General features: G+C 63.5%; 15 protein-coding genes. 6 read left to right on the top strand and 9 right to left on the bottom strand.

The window, feature by feature from the left end:
- Nucleotides 1-106: 106 nt before the first annotated feature.
- Nucleotides 107-1,993 carry a type VI secretion system baseplate subunit TssF gene (gene tssF / locus NCR35_RS07950; protein WP_250533921.1) on the bottom strand — a complete coding sequence of 629 codons (1,887 nt, stop codon included), beginning with the start codon at nt 1,991-1,993 and terminating at the stop codon, nt 107-109.
- 937 nt (nt 1,994-2,930) lie between these two features.
- On the opposite strand from tssF, the gene argE reads away from it, so the two are divergent.
- Complete coding sequence (gene argE, locus NCR35_RS07945) at nt 2,931-4,163, top strand: acetylornithine deacetylase (protein WP_250533920.1); 1,233 nt, start codon at nt 2,931-2,933, stop codon at nt 4,161-4,163.
- A 29-nt stretch (nt 4,164-4,192) separates the two neighbouring features.
- Nucleotides 4,193-5,197, top strand: coding sequence for a threonine ammonia-lyase (locus tag NCR35_RS07940; protein ID WP_250533919.1), 1,005 nt, complete (start codon nt 4,193-4,195; stop codon nt 5,195-5,197).
- A 52-nt stretch (nt 5,198-5,249) separates the two neighbouring features.
- Here the strand turns inward: NCR35_RS07940 and NCR35_RS07935 are convergent, their stop codons facing one another.
- The 4 genes from NCR35_RS07935 to NCR35_RS07920 all read right to left on the bottom strand — a co-directional run bounded on the left by NCR35_RS07935 (nt 5,250) and on the right by NCR35_RS07920 (nt 9,323).
- Nucleotides 5,250-6,068, bottom strand: coding sequence for an ABC transporter permease subunit (locus NCR35_RS07935; RefSeq protein WP_175940647.1), 819 nt, complete (start codon nt 6,066-6,068; stop codon nt 5,250-5,252).
- Entirely contained in the window at nt 6,068-6,976 is a 909-nt protein-coding gene (locus NCR35_RS07930) for an ABC transporter permease subunit (protein WP_250533918.1), read from the bottom strand. The genes NCR35_RS07935 and NCR35_RS07930 overlap by 1 nt, the downstream gene beginning before the upstream one ends.
- Complete coding sequence (locus NCR35_RS07925) at nt 6,973-8,145, bottom strand: ABC transporter ATP-binding protein (RefSeq protein WP_250499451.1); 1,173 nt, start codon at nt 8,143-8,145, stop codon at nt 6,973-6,975. Before NCR35_RS07925 ends, NCR35_RS07930 begins: the two co-directional genes overlap by 4 nt.
- Before the next feature lie 122 nt (nt 8,146-8,267).
- Nucleotides 8,268-9,323, bottom strand: a complete 1,056-nt coding sequence (locus tag NCR35_RS07920; protein ID WP_250533935.1) for a polyamine ABC transporter substrate-binding protein — start codon at nt 9,321-9,323, stop codon at nt 8,268-8,270.
- 558 nt (nt 9,324-9,881) lie between these two features.
- On the opposite strand from NCR35_RS07920, the gene NCR35_RS07915 reads away from it, so the two are divergent.
- From NCR35_RS07915 to NCR35_RS07905, 3 genes are all read left to right on the top strand, one after another.
- Nucleotides 9,882-11,213, top strand: a complete 1,332-nt coding sequence (locus NCR35_RS07915) for an Nramp family divalent metal transporter (protein ID WP_250533917.1) — start codon at nt 9,882-9,884, stop codon at nt 11,211-11,213.
- A 211-nt stretch (nt 11,214-11,424) separates the two neighbouring features.
- The gene (locus NCR35_RS07910; protein WP_250533934.1) at nt 11,425-12,636 is read left to right on the top strand and encodes a phospholipase A; all 1,212 of its coding nucleotides are present in this window, start codon (nt 11,425-11,427) and stop codon (nt 12,634-12,636) included.
- 22 nt (nt 12,637-12,658) lie between these two features.
- A complete protein-coding gene (locus NCR35_RS07905; RefSeq protein WP_250533916.1) occupies nt 12,659-12,862 on the top strand; it encodes a DUF1289 domain-containing protein in 204 nt (67 codons plus the stop codon).
- Nucleotides 12,863-12,958: 96 nt separating this feature from the next.
- Here the strand turns inward: NCR35_RS07905 and NCR35_RS07900 are convergent, their stop codons facing one another.
- From NCR35_RS07900 to NCR35_RS07885, 4 genes are all read right to left on the bottom strand, one after another.
- Nucleotides 12,959-14,551, bottom strand: coding sequence for an ABC-F family ATPase (locus tag NCR35_RS07900; protein ID WP_244848599.1), 1,593 nt, complete (start codon nt 14,549-14,551; stop codon nt 12,959-12,961).
- A 222-nt stretch (nt 14,552-14,773) separates the two neighbouring features.
- Nucleotides 14,774-16,219, bottom strand: coding sequence for a threonine synthase (gene thrC / locus NCR35_RS07895; RefSeq protein ID WP_250533915.1), 1,446 nt, complete (start codon nt 16,217-16,219; stop codon nt 14,774-14,776).
- A gap of 15 nt (nt 16,220-16,234) precedes the next feature.
- Complete coding sequence (locus tag NCR35_RS07890) at nt 16,235-17,551, bottom strand: homoserine dehydrogenase (protein WP_250533914.1); 1,317 nt, start codon at nt 17,549-17,551, stop codon at nt 16,235-16,237.
- Between the two features lie 26 nt (nt 17,552-17,577).
- Nucleotides 17,578-18,816 (bottom strand): pyridoxal phosphate-dependent aminotransferase, encoded by a 1,239-nt coding sequence (locus NCR35_RS07885; protein ID WP_206468098.1) that lies wholly within the window; start codon nt 18,814-18,816, stop codon nt 17,578-17,580.
- A gap of 491 nt (nt 18,817-19,307) precedes the next feature.
- On the opposite strand from NCR35_RS07885, the gene NCR35_RS07880 reads away from it, so the two are divergent.
- On the top strand, nt 19,308-19,682 hold the full coding sequence (locus NCR35_RS07880) for an Mth938-like domain-containing protein (RefSeq protein ID WP_250533913.1): 375 nt from the start codon (nt 19,308-19,310) through the stop codon (nt 19,680-19,682).
- Nucleotides 19,683-19,758 lie beyond the last annotated feature (76 nt).

Raw genomic sequence — 19,758 nt, 5'->3', positions numbered from 1 at the left:
CGGCTCATCGAGCCACTGCGGCAGCGCGCGGCCCGACAAGGCGAGCGTGCGCGGCTGATCGAACCAACTCATGCTGCTACTCCTTTCTTGTTTCTACTTGTGAACCTCAAGCGATGCCTCGCGTTCCCATGCGCGGCTGCCATTGCGTGATAAGCCCCCGCTGCACGGACCTGAGCGCCGTGGTCGTATAGCTGTGCGTGGACACGTGCCGCGCGACATAGCGCTCCAGCGCCAAGGCAAGCGCATAGGGGCTCACGCCGGCCATGCGCGCCTCATCGAAAGTGAGCGCACATTCGATCGCGCGTCCGTAGGGCTGGTCCAGTTCGGGCGACAGCAGGCACGCCACCGGTTGCGTGCGCGTGTCGACGAGGGCATCGATGTGACGGCGCTGCGATGCGGAGTCGTCGTTGAGATACAGGCGCAAGAGGCGGCGCAAGCCTTCCGCGGACGATTCATCCGACGACGAATTGAGCGTGTGGTAGTCGAGGTTCAGTTGCCCGTACAACTCCCACGCCCGCTTGCCAATCGCCATAGCCGGTTTCGGTGCTGTCGGCGCGCGAATTAATCCGATGCCCGTGATCGGCAGCGTTCGGTCGGCAACCACATCGTTATGTGCATTGCATTGGATCAGACAAGGCAGGTCGCGATTGGTGAGCCATGCGTCCAGCGTCAGATAACCAAAGGCTTGCGCAAGCGGCTGGCCGTCCTTGTCCATCAGCGCGAGCAGCGTGCGCGTCTCGGTGAACGGACGGCGCGTCTCGTATTGACGCTCGTCGTAGTCTGTCTGATTGAGCACGCGGCGCAGCGCGAAGTAGCGTGCATCGCGCAGGCGGTCGTCCCGATAGGCGGCGTGATAATCGTGAAAGGCCACCGGCGGCGAGTCTTGCCCGGCTTGCCCGCGCACCGCCTGCACCGAATGCACTTCGTAGTCACGCGGCGCGTCGGGCACGGGCGTCAAGACATGCTCACGAGCGGCAGCGTCGATCTTGAGCGGCCCGACAGTTCGCGCAAACAGGTTGATGATCGGCGTGCAGTAAAGGGCGAAGTCCGCCGCGCTGATCCGCTCCGCGAGCGCCCCGAACGGCCGATCGAGCAGGATGACGATCTCGGCCTCGGATCCGTGAATCGACGCGAGCGCCTTGCTCAGACCGGTCACGGTGAAAAAGCCGAAGCGCGCCGGAAAGCAAAACCACTCGTGCAGCAAGTTGTGTCCGTGGAAACGGTCCGGCACGCGTGGCAACAGACTCTGCTCAGGTTCCAGCCCCTCGTGAACCACGGCATCGCGGGTGACGCAGTGGAGCCTGCCGTTGGCGAACGCGCCGGGCGCCGCGATGACCGTCGAGATGCTCGCGGTATGCAGCAGTTCGAATAGGTGCGAGGCCGTGGTCTGATCGCCTGCCAGATACACCGGCAGGCGGTCCAGGCCGCTTAGCCCGGAGATCGGCATGCCGTTGACGGTGCGCAGCGCGATGCGTAGCGCGCCGAGCACCGCCTGGTCCGCCGGCACGTATCGATAAAGCATCGGGATGTCGGGCGGTGGAGCGTTGATGGCCCGAACCCGCGCGATGTCGAGTGGGAAAATCCTCACGTCCTGACTGCTGCGAAACTCGCATGCAGTCTGACCTTCCTCGACCATCGAGGAACTGAACGCGGTGCCACGCGGCAGCAGTAGGCCGTCGTGACGATGCCCGTCGCCGTCCTTGGGGAACGCACGCGCCATCGCCATCGAAGGGATGGGCGTGACGTAGTTGGGGTAGATCACCGCCAACAACGGCTGGATGAAGTCAGGAAACGCGTCCTCGATGCGCTGGGCGCCGCGCGCCATGACGAAGGCGAACGACTGGAGCAGCCTTTGCACGAAGGGATCGGCAACTTCGTTCTCGCTGATGCCCAGCCGTCGGCCTATCTTTGCATGATCATTGCCGAACTCATGCGCGCTCGCTTCGATATAGCGCAGTTGCTCCAGATACTGCTCGAGAAAGCGCGGATCCATGCCTATCGCCTATCGCTAAAGCGACCCGATGCTGCGTTGATGCTCGGGTTGACGAATCGGACTGGCATGCGATTAAGCTAGGGACAGATGCGGGAGAGTTTGCCATCCTAAACATTGTTTTGTCTTTTACTGCGAAGAAACGTGACAGAAATGGATGATGTCCAGGCGCGCCGTCTGGAACGCTCCTTCCACCGTAGGTTGGCGTGATGAGGCTTAGAGATTGGACCAATAGCGCGACGCTGCATTCGAGCAGCCACTGCTCTTGTCCTTGGAAGCAACTCTTCTCGCTATCGGCGAGCACAGACGAGGATGAGGGTGTGACCTGGAAAAGCTCACGACGGTGAGCGGCAGTCGGTCGAACGCAAGTCTTATCTTTGTATCTAGCGCCACCTGAAAGAATTATTTGGCTCAGACGCATGGGTGACGAGCTATCTCGAGCGCGTCCTAGGCGGGCTGCGCCTGACGCAGTTCGACCACGCGCGCCTCGGCATCGGTCGCCGTACGCGACGGGCTATGGATGGGACGCCGGCATCGATGGGCCAGCGCGGTGTCGTCCTGCTCGTAGCGCCTGATCCCGTTGTACCCGGCCTTCGGACTAATCCGGTACTGAGACAGGAGGCGCGTCAGTTGGCACCTTCTTGGCTGGCCAACTTCGCGAATCCAAGCCGCAGTTGCGTGATCTCTTTGCTATCCCAGGTCAGGACCGACCCTGGGCGAATCATTCATCGGAAGTGTTACCTATGTCCTGACATACCTGTTACCCATGTCGCCGGCCCGCACTGCAGCAAAAAGCGTGACCCGCGTGCGCGTGCAGGGAAACGCCATGGGCCGGTACGAAACAAGTGCCCCGACGGCCGCAACCGCAATCAATAAACCCCGCCGCGACCCGCCCCATTCTTTTCAGCTATGATCGAACCCTACCCGCAGGAGAGAAAAAATGTCACAGGTCGCTGACCCGGCGCATCGGCAGCAAGAAGCCGCAACAAGCTCGAGCAACCCGAAATCCCTGCCGTGGATCTCACGGCTCATTTCCTTCGACACGGTAAGCCGCAATCCCAACCTCGGTCTGATCGAAACCGTCCGCGACGACTTGCGCAAATCGGGCATCGAAGCCGTCATCACGACCGATCCGCGCGGCCAGTGGGCGAATCTCTTCGCGACCGTGCCCGCGCACGACGGCGAGACCAACGGCGGCATCGTGTTGTCGGGCCATACGGATGTCGTGCCGGTCGACGGCCAGGACTGGACAAGCGATCCGTTCAAGCCGGAAGTGCGCGACGGCCTGCTCTACGGCCGCGGGGCGTGCGACATGAAAGGCTTCATCGGCGCGGCGCTCGCAATGCTGCCCGTCATGCAGTCGACCAAGCTCGCCAAGCCCATCCACTTCGCGCTTTCGTACGACGAAGAAATCGGCTGCGCAGGCGCGCCGCTGATGATCGAGGACCTCAAGAAGCGCGGCGTGCGCCCGGACGGCTGCATCGTCGGCGAACCGACCTCCATGCGCCCGATCATCGCGCACAAGGGCATCAACGCGTTTCGCTGCTGCGTGCGCGGCGCGGCGGCGCATTCGTCGCTGACGCCGAAGGGTCTCAACGCCATCGAATACGCCGCGCGCCTGATCTGCTTCATCCGCGATGTCGCCGACGAATTCCGTGCGAAAGGCCCGTTCGACGAACTGTACGACGTGCCCTTCACCACCGCGCAGACGAGCACCATCAAGGGCGGCAACGCGCTCAACACCGTGCCCGCCGAATGCACGTTCGACTTCGAATTCCGCAATCTCCCGACGATTGACCCGGAAGCCATCTTCGCGCGCATCGAGTCGTACACGCGCGAGACGCTCGTGCCGAAGATGCAGAAAGAGCACGCGAACGGCGCCATCGAGTTCTCGAAGATCGCGTCGGCGCCGGGGCTCGATGCCACCGAGCAGGCCGCCATCACGCAACTCGTGCGCGCGCTCACCGGCAACCAGGAAAAGCGCAAGGTCGCGTACGGCACCGAGGCGGGACTCTTCGCGCTCGCGGGCGTGCCGAGCATCGTGTGCGGGCCGGGCAACATCGAGCAGGCGCACAAGGCGAACGAATACGTGTCGCTCGAACAACTCGCCGCCTGCGAAGCGTTCCTCGGCAAGTTCATTCACAGCATGTCGGTCGACGCGCAGGCGCGCTGATCGGTCCATCGGAAAACGCATTGCACGCCATGTCCAGCGCGATACAGCCTACCGACAACACCATCGACGGCACGCCGATCCCCACGCTCGACGAGATCGCCGAACAGCATATGGCGCTCGCGCCGTGGGTCGCGCGCACGCCGGTTTTCGAGCGGCACGACTTTCCGAAGCTGGAAGGCACGCCCGTCACGTTCAAGTTCGAACTGTTGCAGGCGAGCGGCACGTTCAAGGCGCGCGGCGCGTTCTCGAACATCCTCGCGCTGACCGAGAGCGAGCGTGCCGCGGGCGTCACCTGCGTGTCGGCGGGCAATCATGCGGTCGCGGTCGCCTACGCGGCGCAGCGCATGGGCGTCGGCGCGAAGGTCGTCATCATCAAGACGGCGAACCCGGCGCGCGTCGAGCTGTGCCGGCGCTTCGGCGCGGACATCGTGTTCGCGGAGAACGTCGCGGATGCATTCGATGTGGTGCGGCGCGTCGAAGCAGAAGAAGGACGCGTGTTCATCCATCCGTTCAACGGCTATCGCACGGTGCTCGGCACGGCGACGCTCGGCTATGAGTGGACGTCGCAAGCGCCCGATCTGGATGCGGTCATCGTGCCGATCGGCGGCGGCGGGCTCGCTGCGGGCGTCTCGACCGCGATGCGCCTCGCGAATCCCGCGCTGCACGTGTACGGCGTGGAGCCGGAAGGATCGGATGCGATGAGCCGCAGCTTCGCGGCCAACCATACGGTGAAGATGGGCGCAATGCACAGCATCGCCGATTCGCTGATGGCCCCGCATACCGAGCAGTACAGCTACGAGCTGTGCCGCCGTCATATCGACGCCGTCGTGACCGTGTCCGACAGCGAGTTGCGCAACGGCATGCGGCAGTTGTTCAGCGAACTCAAGCTGGCGGTCGAGCCGGCGTGCGCGGCGTCCACCGCCGCCCTGCTCGGCCCGCTGCGCGAGACCTTGCAAGGCAAGCGCGTGGGCCTGCTGCTCTGCGGGACCAACACCGACGCCGACACGTTCGCGAAGCATATCGCCACGCCCTGATGTGCAAACGGCCCCTTCCGGGGCCGTTTTTACGCTTGCACGCGTGAACGCATCAACTGACCGCAGCGAGCCGCCGCCGCTCGCTGCGCTGCATGAAGACATTCGCCGCAATCACCCCCACCGTCACCAGCGCGATAAAGAGCGTCGCCAACGCATTCATCTCCGGATTCAAGCCGAGACGCACGCGCGAAAACACGACGAGCGGCAGTGTCGTCGATCCCGGTCCGGACAGGAACGCCGACAGCACGAGGTCGTCGATGGACAGCGTGAACGACAGCAGCCAGCCCGCGACGAGCGCCTGCGAGATGAGCGGCAACGTGATCGAGAAGAACACGCGCAGCGGGGTTGCGCCGAGATCGAGCGCGGCTTCCTCGAGCGACGGATTCAGTTCCCGCACGCGCGATTCCACGATGATCGCGACATACGAGATGCACAGCATCACGTGCCCGATCCAGATGGTGAAGATTCCGCGCCCCGCCGGCCAGCCGATCAGCTTCGCCATTTCGACGAAAAGCAGCAGCAGCGAGATGCCCTGAATGACTTCGGGAATCACGAGCGGCGCGTTGATCATGCCGGTGTACAGCGTGAAGCCGCGAAAGCGCCCCATGCGAGCCAGCACGAAGCCCGCCCATGTGCCGATGACGACCGACGCGCACGCCGTCAGAAACGCGATGCGCAGCGACAGCCATGCGGCGTTGATGAGTTCGTCGTCGGACCACAGCGCGCGATACCACTTCAGCGAGAACTCGGTCCACACGGTGACGAGCGGCGAGTCGTTGAACGAGTACACGACGAGGCTGATGATCGGGATATACAGAAACGCGAACCCGATTCCCAGCGCCGTGATTTGCAGCGAACGGCTCGGCTTGATCATCGGTTTTCCTCCAGTTGCTTTGCCTGGAAGTGCTGGAAAAGCGCCATCGGCACGAGCAGCAGCAGGACCATCGCGCAGGTGACGGCCGAAGCCATCGGCCAGTCGGCGTTGTCGAAGAACTCGTTCCACATGACGCGGCCGATCATCAGCGTATCCGCGCCGCCGAGCAGTTCCGGAATCACGTACTCGCCCACCGCCGGAATGAACACGAGCAGGCATCCCGCGATGATGCCGTTCTTCGACAGCGGCAGCGTGATCTGCACGAACGCCTTCCACGGCTTCGCGCCCAGGTCGTAGGCGGCTTCGAGCAAGGTCAGGTCCATCTTCACGAGATGCGCGTAGAGCGGCATCACGAGAAACGGCAGATACGAATACACCATGCCGATATAGACGGCGATATTCGTGTGGTAGAGCTCGATCGGCGTATGAATCAGGCCGATGGACATCAGAAAGTTATTCAGGAGTCCGTTGTTCTTGAGAATGCCGATCCACGCGTACACGCGAATTAGGAACGAGGTCCAGAACGGCAGCATCACGGCCATCATCAGCACATTGCGCGTGGCCGGATTGGAACGCGCGATGTAATACGCCATCGGATAGCCGATCAGAAGGCACAGCACCGTCGAAACCGCCGCGACCAGCAGCGAATTCATGTAGGTCGCGAAGTACAGGCTGTCGGTCAACAAGAACGCGTAGTGCGAGAAATCCAGCGTGATGTTCATCACGCCGTCTTTCATCGCCACGAGTTGCGTGTACGGCGGAATGCCGAGTTCGCTGTCCGCGAAGCTGATCTTCACGACCAGCAGGAACGGCACAAAGAACAGCAGCAACAGCCACAGATACGGCCCGGCGATGACCGCGGTGCGCCCGCTCACGCCGATGCGCTTGAGCACGTTCATCATCATGACGTCAGCACCACGCCCGCCGACGCGCTCCATCGCACGTAGACTTCATCGTCGAACGTCGGCGATTCGATCTCGCCGATCGCGAGGCTCGACAAATTCGCGACCACGGTTTTGCCGCTTTCGAGCGTCACGTGATAGAGCGTGTAGCCGCCCATGTACGCGATGTTGCTGATCTTGCCGCGCCCCCAGTTGAACGCGCCTTCGGGCGGCTTGCGCGTAAGCGCGATGCGCTCGGGACGCACCGAAATGGTCACCGGCATGCCGAGCGGCCCGGTGATGCCGTGACTCACGTACAGGCGCACCGGCAGTTCCGCCGATTCCACGAAGATGTGATCCGGCTCGTCTTCGACCACCGTGCCGTCGAAGAGATTCGTCGAGCCGATGAACTGCGCCGAGAAACGCGTGTTCGGATACTCGTAGACATCATGCGGCGTGCCGAGCTGCACGATGCGGCCTTCGCTCATCACGGCGAGGCGGTTCGCCATGGTCATCGCTTCTTCCTGGTCGTGCGTGACCATGATGCAGGTAACGCCGACCTTGTCGAGAATGTTCACGAGCTCCATCTGCGTGCGCTGGCGAATCTGCTTGTCGAGCGCGGACATCGGCTCGTCGAGCAGAAGCAGCTTCGGACGCTTGACGAGACTGCGCGCGAGCGCCACGCGCTGCTGCTGGCCGCCGGAAAGCTGATGCGGCTTGCGCTTCGCGAACTGCGCCATCTGCACGAGTTGCAGCGCGTTCTCTACGCGGTCCTTCAGCTCGCCGCCCTTCACGCCTTCCTGCTTCAGCCCGAAGGCGACGTTCGACTCCACGCTCATGTGCGGAAAGAGCGCATACGACTGGAACATCATGTTGACCGGCCGGCGGTACGGCGGCATCTTCGCGAGGTCTTCGCCGTCGATCAGAATCTGCCCTTCCGTCACGGACTCCAGGCCCGCCAACATGCGCAGCAGCGTCGACTTTCCGCATCCGGAACTCCCGAGCAGCGCGAAAAGCTCGCCCTTCTTCACCGACAGATCGACGCCCCGAACCGCCACCGTCTCGCCGAATTTCTTGACGACGTTCACGACCTGCACGAAGTTGTCGTCCGTGCCCGGACCGGATGCCGCACTGCCCGGCTGCGGCCGGCCCGATTGTGGCGCTGCCTTCAACGCGCTCGACTGCTCACTCATGATTGCCTGTTCGACTCCTGCGTCTGTGGTTCGCCGCGAATCACCTGCGCCGACGAATCACGAACAAAGCCCCCGGAGGTCCGAGGGCTTCGTCATTTCAATGAATAACCGGTTCTCTCGACTTAGCGGCCGGACTTGAATTCCGTCCAGAGCCGCGTCTGCAAACGCTGGATCTCGGGCGGCAACGGCTTCAGCAGGAACAGGGTCTTGAGGACGTCCTGCGGCGGATACACGGCCGGGTCGTCCGCCACGTCCTTGCTCACGTACTTGCGCGCTTCCAGGTTCGCGCTCGGGTAGTACACCGCGTTGGTGATGGCGGCGTGGACCTGCGGCGTCTCGATGTAGTTGATCCACTCGTGCGCGGCTTCCTTGTTCTTCGCGTCCTTCGGAATCGCCATCACGTCGAACCAGATCGGCGCGCCGCCCTTCGGAATGTAGTAATCGATCTTGAACGGCTTTTTCGCCTCGATGGCGCGGTGCTTGGCGATCACCACGTCGCCCGACCAGCCGTACGTGAAGCAGATGTCGCCGCCGACCATGTCGTTGATATAACCCGACGAATTGAACTGCGTGATGTAGGGGCGAATCTTCTTCAGCATCGCGAGTGCTTCGCGATAGTCCGCCGGATTCGTGCTCATCGGGTCTTTGCCGATGTAGTGCAGCGCGGCCGCGAACATCTGGTCCGGCGCGTCGAGCACGGACACGCCGCATGCCTTCAGCTTCGAGATGTTCTCCGGCTTGAAGAGGATGTCCCAGTTGTTCAGCTCGGCGTTCGGGCCGAGGATCTGCTTCGCCTTGTCGACGTTATAGCCGAGTCCGGTCGTGCCGTACGCCCAAGGCACCGCGTATTTGTTGCCGGGGTCCGCGCCCGCGACGAGTTGCATCAACGTGGGATCGAGATACTTCAGGTTCGGCAGCTTCGACTTGTCGAGCGGCGCGAAGATGTTCGCCGCAATCTGCTTGCCGGCGTAATTGCTCGTCGGCACGACGATGTCGTAGCCCGAGTTGCCCGTGAGCAGCTTGGCCTGCAGCGTGTCGTCGCTGTCGTAGTTGTCGTACTTCACCTTGACGCCCGTCTGCTTGGTGAAGTTCGGGATCGTGTCCTTGGCGATGTAGTCCGACCAGTTGTACACGTTGAGTTGCGTATCTTTCGCCGATGCCCCGAGCGGAAGCAGCATCGCCGCGCACCCGAGCGCGCCCGCGAGCTTCGCCAGTTTGTTGTTCATCTCGATTCTCCCTTGTTCCGACTTCTCGATGGCATCGCGCACGCGGTCCGCCGCTTCTGGTCGAGCGGCCCGCGACAGCCTGTAAAACCCCGAAAACTACCACTAAACCGAAGTGCGACAAAAAATAATGCGCCGCTTGTCGCACAAAGCACACGGGCGACGGCGCCTTCGCCCTTCGCCCGCAAAAGTGCGCGCATTTTAGCCCCTATTCGCCCCGGGCGACACCGGATAAAACCACGCGCTTCGGTTTGCAGTAACGTCATGGCGGGAAACATTCGCCCGTGCGCCGGTCGCGTGCCGCCTTCATCCCGCCGCGGAAAAGGCGCGCGTCGCGCTTTTGGGCTTCGGAAACAGTCAGCGGAACAGTCGTTGCTTAACCAACCGGCGTGCGTCGCGGGAAAGCGTCGCCGTCGTGGCATCCGTCACGCTTATCCGTCACGCACGCTGCCACGGCGGCCTCGGGAACCGCCCGAGCGCGCCGTCGCACCGCACCTCGAGGCCACCGTCTGCATGAACACCAATCCGTCCGCGCTTGCTCAACTCTCCGCCTCGAAGTCTGGCGCACCGCCCCGCCCCGGCACGCGCGATGTCCCGCCCCGGCGGCCGCGCGGCCGCTGGTATTCGTTTGCCGGAGCCGGCGCGCTCGTCGCCGTCGGCTACATGGACCCCGGCAACTGGGCGACGGCGCTTTCCAGCGGCGCGCGTTACGGCTATCAACTGCTCTTCGTCGTGCTGCTCGCGAGCCTGATGGGCATGCTGCTCCAGTGGGTCGCCTCGCGCGTCGGCGTCGTCACGGGGCGCGATCTCGCGCAGCTCTGCCGCGAACGCTACAGCCGCCGCACGACCATCGTGCTGTGGCTCGCGTGCGAAGTGGCGATCATCGCGTGCGATGTCGCGGAAGTGGTCGGCAGCGCGGTCGCGTTGCAGATGCTGCTCGGCGTCTCGCTCACGGTGGGCGTGCTGATGTCGGCGGTCGGCACGTTCGCGATGCTCGCGCTGCAAAGCCGCGGCAAGCGGCCGTTGCAGCGCGCCGTGACCGCGCTGATCCTGTTCGTGAGCTTCTGCTTCGTGATCCAGCTTGCGCTCGCGCATCCGGCGTGGCATGAGGCGCTGGCAGGCTTCGCGCCGCCGCCCGCGCTGATCCGCGATGCCGGCATGCTCTGGCTCGCGGCCGGCGTGCTCGGCGCGACCGTCATGCCGCACAACCTCTATCTGCACTCGTCGCTCGTGCGGGATCATGCGGCGGACCGCGACGACGAAGCCATCGGCGATGCGCTCAAGGGCGTGAACATCGACACGTTCGCGTCGCTTGGCATTGCGTTCATCGTCAACGCGTCGCTCTTGATCGTGGCGGCCGCCGTCTTCCACGCGGGCGGCCACGCCGAAGTCGACGATCTCGCGGACGCGCATCGGCTCATCGCGCCGCTCGTCGGCAGTCACTGGGCGGGCATTGCGTTCGCGTCGGCGCTCCTCGCGTGCGGACTCAACGCGACGGTGACCGGCACGCTCGCCGGCCAGGCCGTGATGGAAGGCTTTCTGAACCTGAAGGTGGCGCGCTGGGCGCGGGCGCTGCTCACGCGCGGGCTGGCGATCGGCCCCGCCCTCGCGGCGGTCGCGAGCTTCGGCCAACACGGCTCGAACTCGCTGCTCGTCGCCACGCAGGTCGTCCTGAGCGTGCAATTGCCGCTCGCGGTGATCCCGCTCGTGCGCTTCGCTTCGGATGCCGGGCTCATGGGCCGCTGGCGCGTCGCGCGGGTGCCGCTCGTGCTGTCGTGGGGCTGCGCGGGCGTGATCGTCGCGCTCAATGCCGCGATGCTTTGGCAGGCGGCGACGGGCCATTGAACGTCCCGCATCGCAGACGAGAGCGAGCCGGCGTCCGGGCAAGGTCGGCGTCATCCGGTTAGGATCGACGGTTATCGCGCTTCGTCGGACACAGCGAAACCGCAGTCCGACGATCCCCCTTCGCCAACAGGATGCCGACTACATGGCCTCAGGCCCCCGCTTGCTTACGATTCCGTTCATCAACCTCCGAACCCGCCGCGCGCTGCGGTGCATGTTCCTTGTGTTCGGTCTCTCGACCGGCACCGCCGCGCACGCGACCGTCGCCGTACTGCAACCGGCGCGCGAAGCGGCGGCCACGCAGCCGCTCGAACTGACGCTGCTCTACACCGACGACGATGCGAAGCCGCTCACCGTGGACGTGCCGAAGCAGCTCACCGTGCGCCTGACCAACGGCGACTTGCCGCCCGCCCCGCTTGTCCTCGCGCGCGACCCGAAGACGCCCGACCGCCTGCGGCTCGCGCCGGGACAGTATCGGCGTGTGCGCTATTCAGCGCCGTGGCCGGACTCGGCGCGCGGCACGATCAAGATCGATCCGGTGGGCTTCGATGCCTCGCCGATGCTCGTCACGCTGAATCGAGGCGAGGATCAGATGCAGGTGGTCGCCGCGGAGCAGCGCGAAACGCAAGCCGCGACGCCGACGCAACTCGCAAGCGCGGCGGCCGTCGCCAACACGTCCGCCGTACCGACCACGACGACCGACACGATGCTCTCGGGCCGCTTCTCGACCTTCGAGCCGATCTACTTCGCCGACGGCCACAACGGCGACAATCTCGCCAAGTTCCAGTTCAGCTTCAAATACCGCCTGCATTTGCCCGACGATCCGCGCTCGCGCGGCTTTCTCGACAACCTATATTTCGCGTACACGCAGACGTCCATCTGGGATTTGTCGGCGCCGTCCGCGCCCTTTCGCGACACGAGCTATCAGCCGCAGCTTTTTTACTACGTGCAGGACACCGGCTGGAAGAGCCCGCTCTTCACGCGCATGGGCGTGACGGCGGGTATCGGGCATGAGTCGAACGGGCGAAGCGGCGCGGAGTCGCGTGGAATCAATATGGCCTTCGTGCGGCCAACGTGGGACTTCGGCGACATCAACAGCAATCACCTGACGCTATCACCGAAGTTCTATTACTACCTGTCGAAGAGCGACAACGAAGACATCGCGGACTATCGCGGCTATGTCGATTTCCTCGTTAAATACGGCAGCCCGGATGGCTGGCAGCTCGCAACGACACTGCGCAAGGGCACGAAGCACTGGTACGGCAGCGTCGATTCGCAACTGACCTATCCGCTCGCGAAGCTGATCGGCAGTGCGTGGGGCGGCTACGTGTTCGTGAGCTATTTCAACGGCTACGGCGAGGACATTCTGGACTACAACCAGCGACATCACTGGATCGCGCGGATAGGCTACAGTATTGCCCGCTGATTCATTTCCTACGATCCCGCTCATGTCCTCGATTCTCCACGAACTTCCCGACAGCCCTTGCATCGGCGTGTGCTCCACGCTTTTCGACGACGTCTGCAAAGGCTGCGGCCGCACGGCGGGCGAGGTCTCGAACTGGGTGTTTCTGAGCGACGAGGAGAAGCGCGCGATCTGGGAGCGGATCACGCGCGAGGGAACGGCGATGCGGTTTCGCAATGACAAGGTGTGAGCGTTGGCGGTTGCCTGACACAGCAAAACGGGCGTCTGCAAACGAAAAAAGCCGCAAAACGCGGCTTTTCTCTCTTCAGCGGCCGAACTCGCCGACTTACTGAATCCCCTGGCTCGCCAGAAAATCCTCGTAATTCCCGCCGAAGTCCCGCAACGTGCCGTCCGTCTTCACCTCGATGATCCGGTTCGCCAGCCCGCTCACGAATTCGCGGTCGTGCGACACGAAAATGAGCGTGCCTTCGAACTTGTCCAGCGCGATCTGCAGCGACTCGATCGACTCCATGTCCATGTGGTTCGTCGGCTCGTCCATCAGCAGCACGTTGTGGCGGCCTAGCATCAGCTTGCCCCAGATCATGCGGCCCTTCTCGCCGCCCGACAGCACCTTCACGTTCTTCTTGATGTCGTCGGCGTTGAACAGCAGACGGCCGAGCGTGCCGCGCACCATCTGGTCGTCGTCGCCTTCCTGACGGTACTGGTCGACCCACTCGGTCAGCGTCTCGTCCTTCGGGAACTCTTCGTACGTGTCCTGCGGCATGTAGCCGACGTTCGCGTTCTCCGCCCACTTGACCGTGCCGCCGTCCAGTTCCAGCGCGCCCTTCAGCGCCTTGAGCAGCGTGGTCTTGCCCGCGCCGTTCTCGCCGATGATCGCGATGCGTTCGCCCGGCTGTACGCTAAGGTTGAAGTTCTGGAAGATCGTGCGGTCGTACTTCTTCGTGATGCTGTCGGCCACCACCGCGATGTTATGCAGCTTCTTCTCGAAGTCGAAGCGGATGAACGGGTTCTGCCGCGACGACGGCTTGAATTCCTCGATCTTGATCTTGTCGATCATCTTCAGGCGGCTGGTGGCCTGGCGCGCCTTCGACTTGTTGGCCGAGAAGCGGCGCACGAAGTCCTGCAGGTCGGCCACGCGTTCCTTCGCCTTGGCGTTCGCGGCCTGCTGACGCTCGCGCGCCTGCGTGCTCGCGAGCATGTAGTCGTCGTAATTGCCCGGCCAGATTTTGAGCGTGCCGTAGTCCATGTCCGCCATGTGCGTGCAGACCTGGTTCAGGAAGTGCCGATCGTGCGAGATGATGATCATCGTCGAGTTGTACTGGTTGAGCACGTCTTCCAGCCAACGGATCGAGTTGATGTCGAGGTTGTTGGTCGGCTCGTCGAGCAGCAGCACGTCGGGCTTCGAGAACAGCGCCTGCGCGAGCAGCACGCGCAGCTTCCAGCCTGGCGCGATGTTGCTCATCGGGCCGTTGTGGTCGGCAATGTTGATGCCGATGCCGAGCAGCAGTTCGCCTGCGCGCGCTTCGGCGGTATAGCCGTCGTATTCCGCGAACTTCGCTTCGAGTTCGGCGGCGCGCATGTAGTCGTCGTCGGTGGCGTCCGGGTTCGCATAGATCGCGTCGCGCTCGGTCATCGCGGCCCACATTTCGGTGTGGCCCATCATCACGACGTCGAGCACGCGCATGTCTTCGTACGCGAACTGGTCCTGACGCAGCTTGCCGAGACGCACGTTCGGCTCCAGCATGACGTTGCCGGAACTAGGTTCGAGATCGCCGCCCAGAATCTTCATGAACGTCGACTTGCCGCAGCCGTTCGCCCCGATCAGGCCATAGCGATTGCCTTCGCCGAACTTGACCGAGATGTTCTCGAAGAGGGGCTTGGGCCCGAATTGCATGGTGATATTGGCGGTAGACAGCACGGCGCGTCCTTTCGAATGGAGTACGGCGAAAAACCTGAGATTTTAGCAGCTTTTGACGGCTTTTTCGCCGTCTGAAGCCGTTATGCGGGCGGTTGTCCGGCGCGGCATCCGGCAAAAATGCCCGCGATGCGGCCGTCCGGCCGCGAAGCGCGCGCCGAAAGCGCCGCGGGGGCGCGGCCCTCGTTGGACCGCGCCCCCGCGCGTCGTCTCGCCCCCGAACCCTCAGGTCCGCTCGGCGATATAAGCCTTCACGACGCTCGCATCGGCAGGAACGATATCGAACCTTTGTGGCAGTTTTTCAAGTCCCACGAATGCCGCCGGCCGCTCGGGCTCGCGTTCGAGCGCCTCGCGGATGGTTTCGCCGAATTTGATCGGCTGCGCCGTCTCGAGCACGATCATCGGCACGCCGGGCTTGAGATTCTCGCGCGCGACCTTGACCCCGTCCGCCGTGTGGGTGTCGATCATCGTGTCGTAACGCTCGAACACGTCGCGGATGGTCCGCACGCGGTCGTCGTGGCCGCTCTTGCCCGACACGAAGCCGAATTGCTTCACGCGGGCGTAATCGCCGCTCGCCGCGAGATCGAACCCGCCCTTCTCTTCGACATCGCGGAAAAGCTGCACGACGCGCGCCGGATCGCGGCCGAGCAGGTCGTACACGAAGCGCTCGAAGTTCGACGCCTTCGAGATGTCCATGCTCGGCGATGTCGTGTGATACGTCTCCGCCGCGCCGCGCACGCGATACACGCCAGTCCTGAAGAACTCGTCGAGCACGTCGTTTTCGTTGGTGGCGACGACGAGCTGGTCGATCGGCAGGCCCATCATGCGCGCGATATGTCCCGCGCACACATTGCCGAAATTGCCGGACGGCACGGTGAACGACACGCGCTCGTCGTTGCTCTTGGTCGCGGCGAAATAGCCCTTGAAGTAGTAGACGACCTGCGCCACGACGCGCGCCCAGTTGATCGAATTGACTGTGCCGATCTTGTGCTTGGCCTTGAACGCGTGATCGTTCGACACGGCCTTTACGATGTCCTGGCAATGGTCGAAGTTGCCTTCCACGGCCAGATTGAAGATGTTCGGGTCCTGAAGCGAAAACATCTGCGCGGTCTGGAACGCGCTCATCTTCCTGTGCGGCGACAGCATGAAGACGCGCACGCCGGTCTTGCCGCGCATCGCGTATTCGGCGGCGCTGCCCGTATCGCCCGACGTCGCGCCGAGGATGTTCAGTTCCTCGCCGTGCTTGGCCAATGCGTACTCGAACAGATTGCCGAGCAGTTGCATGGCCATGTCCTTGAACGCGAGCGTCGGACCGTTCGACAGTTCCAGCAGCGAAAGCGGCGCGCCGTTCTCCACGCCGAGCGTCTTGAGCGGCGTGATCTGCGAGGCGCTTTCTTCGTGGCGCACGTTGCTGTAGACCTGCGCCGTGTACGTCTTGCGCGTGAGCGAGCGCAGGTCGTCGGCGGGAATGTCGTCGCTGAATTTGGACAGCACTTCGAATGCGAGATCCGCGTACGACAGCGTGCGCCAGCGCGCGAGTTCATCGGCCGATACGCGCGGATACTCCGCCGGCAAGTACAAGCCGCCGTCCTTCGCGAGACCGCCGAGCAGGATGTCGGAAAACGTGTGGCGCTCGCCGGTGCCGGCGCCGCGCGTCGAAATGTAGTTCATGTCGCTTTCCTGCGCTTAATTGAGGGCTGCAATGCGCAGCTTCGTCACCTTCGAGACCACCGTCGCGAGCGCCTCGATCTCGGCGATCGCCGCGTTCGCGTTCTTTTCCACGGTCTCGTGCGTGATGAGGATGATGTCCGTTTCGCCCTCGTGGGCGCCATCGACCTGTTGCGATTCCTTTTGCAAGAGCGCGTCGATGGAAATGCCCTTGTCCGCCAGAATGCGCGTGATGTCGGCGAGCACGCCCGTGACGTCCGCCACGCGCAGCCGCAGGTAATAGCCGCTCGTGATCTCGTCGATCGGCAGGATCGGCGTGTTCGAAAGACTATCGGGCTGGAAAGCCAGATGCGGCACGCGATGCTCCGGATCGGCGGTATGCAGCCGCGTCACGTCCACGAGATCGGCGACCACGGCCGATGCCGTCGGCTCCGCGCCCGCGCCCTTGCCGTAGTAGAGCGTCATGCCGACCGCGTCGCCATGCACGACGACCGCGTTCATCGCGCCTTCTACGTTCGCGAGCAGGCGCTTTTCCGGCACGAGCGTCGGATGCGTGCGCAGCTCGATGCCCTTGTCCGTGCGCCGCGCGATGCCGAGCAGCTTGATGCGATAGCCGAGATCTTCCGCATAGCGAATGTCGATGGCCGCGAGCTTGCTGATGCCTTCCACGTATGCGCGGTCGAACTGCACCGGCACGCCGAATGCGATCGCGCTCATGATCGTGATCTTGTGCGCGGCGTCGACGCCTTCGATGTCGAAGGTCGGATCGGCTTCCGCGTAGCCCAGCTCCTGCGCGGCCGAAAGCGCCGTCGCGAAGTCGATGCCGCGGTCGCGCATCTCCGAAAGAATGTAGTTCGTCGTGCCGTTGATGATGCCCGCGATGGCCTCGATGCGGTTCGCGGTCAGCCCCTCGCGCAACGCCTTGATGATCGGAATGCCGCCCGCCACCGCCGCCTCGAACGCGACCATCACGCCCTTCGCGCGCGCCGCTTCGAAAATCTCCGTGCCGTGGACCGCGAGCAGCGCCTTGTTGGCGGTCACGACGTGCTTGCCGTTGGCGATCGCGCGCAGCACCAGTTCGCGCGCGAAACCCGTTCCGCCGATCATTTCGCACACGATGTCGATGGCAGGATCGTCGACGACCGCGTGGAAGTCGTCCGTGACCGCGACTCCCTCCGCAGCCTTGGCCTTGGCCGGCGTGCGCACCGCGATGCGCGCGATCTCGATGCCGCGGCCCGCGCGTCGTTTGATTTCTTCCTGATTGCGCCGCAGCACGGTGAAGGTGCCGCTGCCCACCGTGCCGAAGCCCAAGAGTCCTACTTTGATCGGTTCCATACTGCGCGAGTCTTATAAAGGGAGATTTAAGCGGAGTGCCGTTTGCGATAGCCGTCGAGGAAGCGCGCGATGCGGTTGATCGAATCGGCCAGATCGTCGATGTTCGGCAGGAAGACCACGCGGAAGTGATCCGGCGTCGGCCAGTTGAAGCCGGTGCCTTGCACGAGGAGCACCCGTTCTTCGAGCAGCAGGTCCGTGATGAACTGCTGGTCGTCGGCGATCGGGTACATCTTCGGATCGAGCTTGGGGAACATGTAGAGCGCGGCCTGCGGCTTCACGCAGCTTACGCCGGGAATGGCCGTGAGCATGTCGTAGGCGAGATCGCGCTGCTTGAAGAGCCGCCCGCCCGGCACGATCAGGTCGTTGATGCTCTGATAGCCGCCGAGCGCCGTCTGAATGGCGTACTGGCCGGGAACGTTCGGGCATAGGCGCATCGACGCGAGGATGCCGAGCCCTTCCAAATAGTCCTTCGCGCGGCGACGGTTCTCCTCGATCAGCCCCGAAATCGCCATCCAGCCCGCGCGGTAGCCGCACGAGCGATAGCTCTTCGAGAGGCTATTGAACGTGACCGTGATGACGTCTTCGGACAGCGCGGCCATCGACGTATGCGTCTTGCCGTCGTAGACGATCTTGTCGTAGACCTCGTCCGCGAAAATGATGAGACCGTGTTCGCGCGCAATGCCGATCAGTTCCAGCAGCAGTTCGTCCGAGTACAGCGCGCCCGTCGGGTTGTTCGGATTGATGACGACGAGCGCCTTCGTGTTCGGCGTGATCTTCGCGCGGATATCGTCGAGATCGGGCATCCAGCCGTTGCCTTCCTCGCACATGTAATGGCGCGGCGTGCCAGCCGAAAGGCTCACGGCCGCGGTCCACAGCGGATAGTCGGGCGCGGGCAGCAGCACTTCGTCGCCGTCGTTCAGAAGCGCCTGCATGGCCATCACGATCAGCTCCGACGCGCCATTGCCGATGAAGATGTCGTCCAGTTCGACGCCCGCCACGCCCTTTTGCTGCGTGTAGTGCATGATCGCCTTGCGCGCCGCGAACACGCCCTTCGAATCCGAATAGCCCGACGAGCCGGGAAGATTGCGGATCATGTCCTGAATGATCTCGTCCGGCGCCTCGAAGCCGAACGGCGCCAAATTCCCGATATTCAGCTTGATGATGCGATGCCCTTCCTCTTCGAGGCGCTTCGCGTGTTCGAGCACGGGTCCGCGGATGTCGTAGCAGACGTTTTGCAGCTTGTTGGATTTAAGGATCGGTTTCACGGCTAGCGGCTCTTTTGTTGAACGGGCTGTCGGGTTCGCTTGTTGTGCGGCTGCTGAAGCGGGCGATTTCGGCGGCCGGCGCGCCGTTCGGACGCGCGGCGCTGCTCGAAGTATCGCCGAAGTGTCGACGAGTATCGACGAAACAGCGCCGGACAGGCAAAGCGGGATGTTACGGAGTTGTGCGGCCGACCAGACGTTTGGCTTTGCGCAATGGCCGGCGCCGCGATTGACGCCGGGCCAGATAGGGCAAGGGCGCTGCCGGCCGGATTGCGTGTCGATGGCGGCTTGTGGCGGCACGCGAGCGCAACGGGCGCCGCAAGCGAACCCGGCGGCCGGAAAGTTATAATTTACTGATTATGGCTCAGTTCCGCAATGCACCATCGTGCGCCATCGGCGGGAGCGCTTCGCCCCGTTAACGTGCCGCGCCGGATCGGCCGCGGCGCGTCAGCCGGAACCAGGCCCGCCCCCTCTTTCCTTGCCGGATCATCGTTTTGAAACTTCATCAGGAATCCAGCGGCGCGCTCAACACCATCACGAGCTACGGCGAAGGCTTCGTGGCCGTCAATCTCCAGCGCCACGAAGGCAGCGTCATCATCGTGCCGGACGCGCCCGTGCAGGACTGGCCCGTCGCCGCGTTCGACGCCCTCACCCCCGCCGACTTCGATGCGCTCATCGAAGCCGCGCCCGAGGTCGTCATCTTCGGCAGCGGCGCGAAGCTGCGCTTTCCGCATCCGCGCCTCGTCGCGAATCTGGCGAAGCATCGCATCGGCGTAGAGACCATGGACTTCGGCGCGGCCTGCCGCACCTACAACATCCTGATGTCCGAGGGGCGGCGCGTCGCCGCCGCGCTTCTGATCGAAGGGTGATGTCGCCCGGTCGCGAATAAGCGTCCGATAAGCGTCCGATAAGCCGGCGTCAGGCACACTCGCGGCTCCCACGGCC

The organism is Caballeronia sp. AZ10_KS36 (assembly GCF_023631105.1).
GTDB lineage: Bacteria > Pseudomonadota > Gammaproteobacteria > Burkholderiales > Burkholderiaceae > Caballeronia.
Note: the sequence above shows the minus strand (reverse complement) of the source record. Positions and strands in the feature narration are given on the sequence as shown.

Excerpts from the sequence above, each read along its gene's own strand:
- NCR35_RS07940 (WP_250533919.1), top strand. The coding sequence starts at position 4,193 with ATGTCCAGCGCGATACAGCCTACCGACAACACCATCGACGGCACGCCG.
- NCR35_RS07930 (WP_250533918.1), bottom strand. The coding sequence starts at position 6,976 with ATGATGATGAACGTGCTCAAGCGCATCGGCGTGAGCGGGCGCACCGCG.
- NCR35_RS07905 (WP_250533916.1), top strand. The coding sequence starts at position 12,659 with ATGTCCTCGATTCTCCACGAACTTCCCGACAGCCCTTGCATCGGCGTG.
- tssF (WP_250533921.1), bottom strand. The coding sequence starts at position 1,993 with ATGGATCCGCGCTTTCTCGAGCAGTATCTGGAGCAACTGCGCTATATC.
- NCR35_RS07910 (WP_250533934.1), top strand. The coding sequence starts at position 11,425 with ATGTTCCTTGTGTTCGGTCTCTCGACCGGCACCGCCGCGCACGCGACC.
- NCR35_RS07925 (WP_250499451.1), bottom strand. The coding sequence starts at position 8,145 with ATGAGTGAGCAGTCGAGCGCGTTGAAGGCAGCGCCACAATCGGGCCGG.
- NCR35_RS07890 (WP_250533914.1), bottom strand. The coding sequence starts at position 17,551 with ATGGAACCGATCAAAGTAGGACTCTTGGGCTTCGGCACGGTGGGCAGC.
- NCR35_RS07915 (WP_250533917.1), top strand. The coding sequence starts at position 9,882 with ATGAACACCAATCCGTCCGCGCTTGCTCAACTCTCCGCCTCGAAGTCT.
- argE (WP_250533920.1), top strand. The coding sequence starts at position 2,931 with ATGTCACAGGTCGCTGACCCGGCGCATCGGCAGCAAGAAGCCGCAACA.
- NCR35_RS07920 (WP_250533935.1), bottom strand. The coding sequence starts at position 9,323 with ATGCTGCTTCCGCTCGGGGCATCGGCGAAAGATACGCAACTCAACGTG.
- thrC (WP_250533915.1), bottom strand. The coding sequence starts at position 16,219 with ATGAACTACATTTCGACGCGCGGCGCCGGCACCGGCGAGCGCCACACG.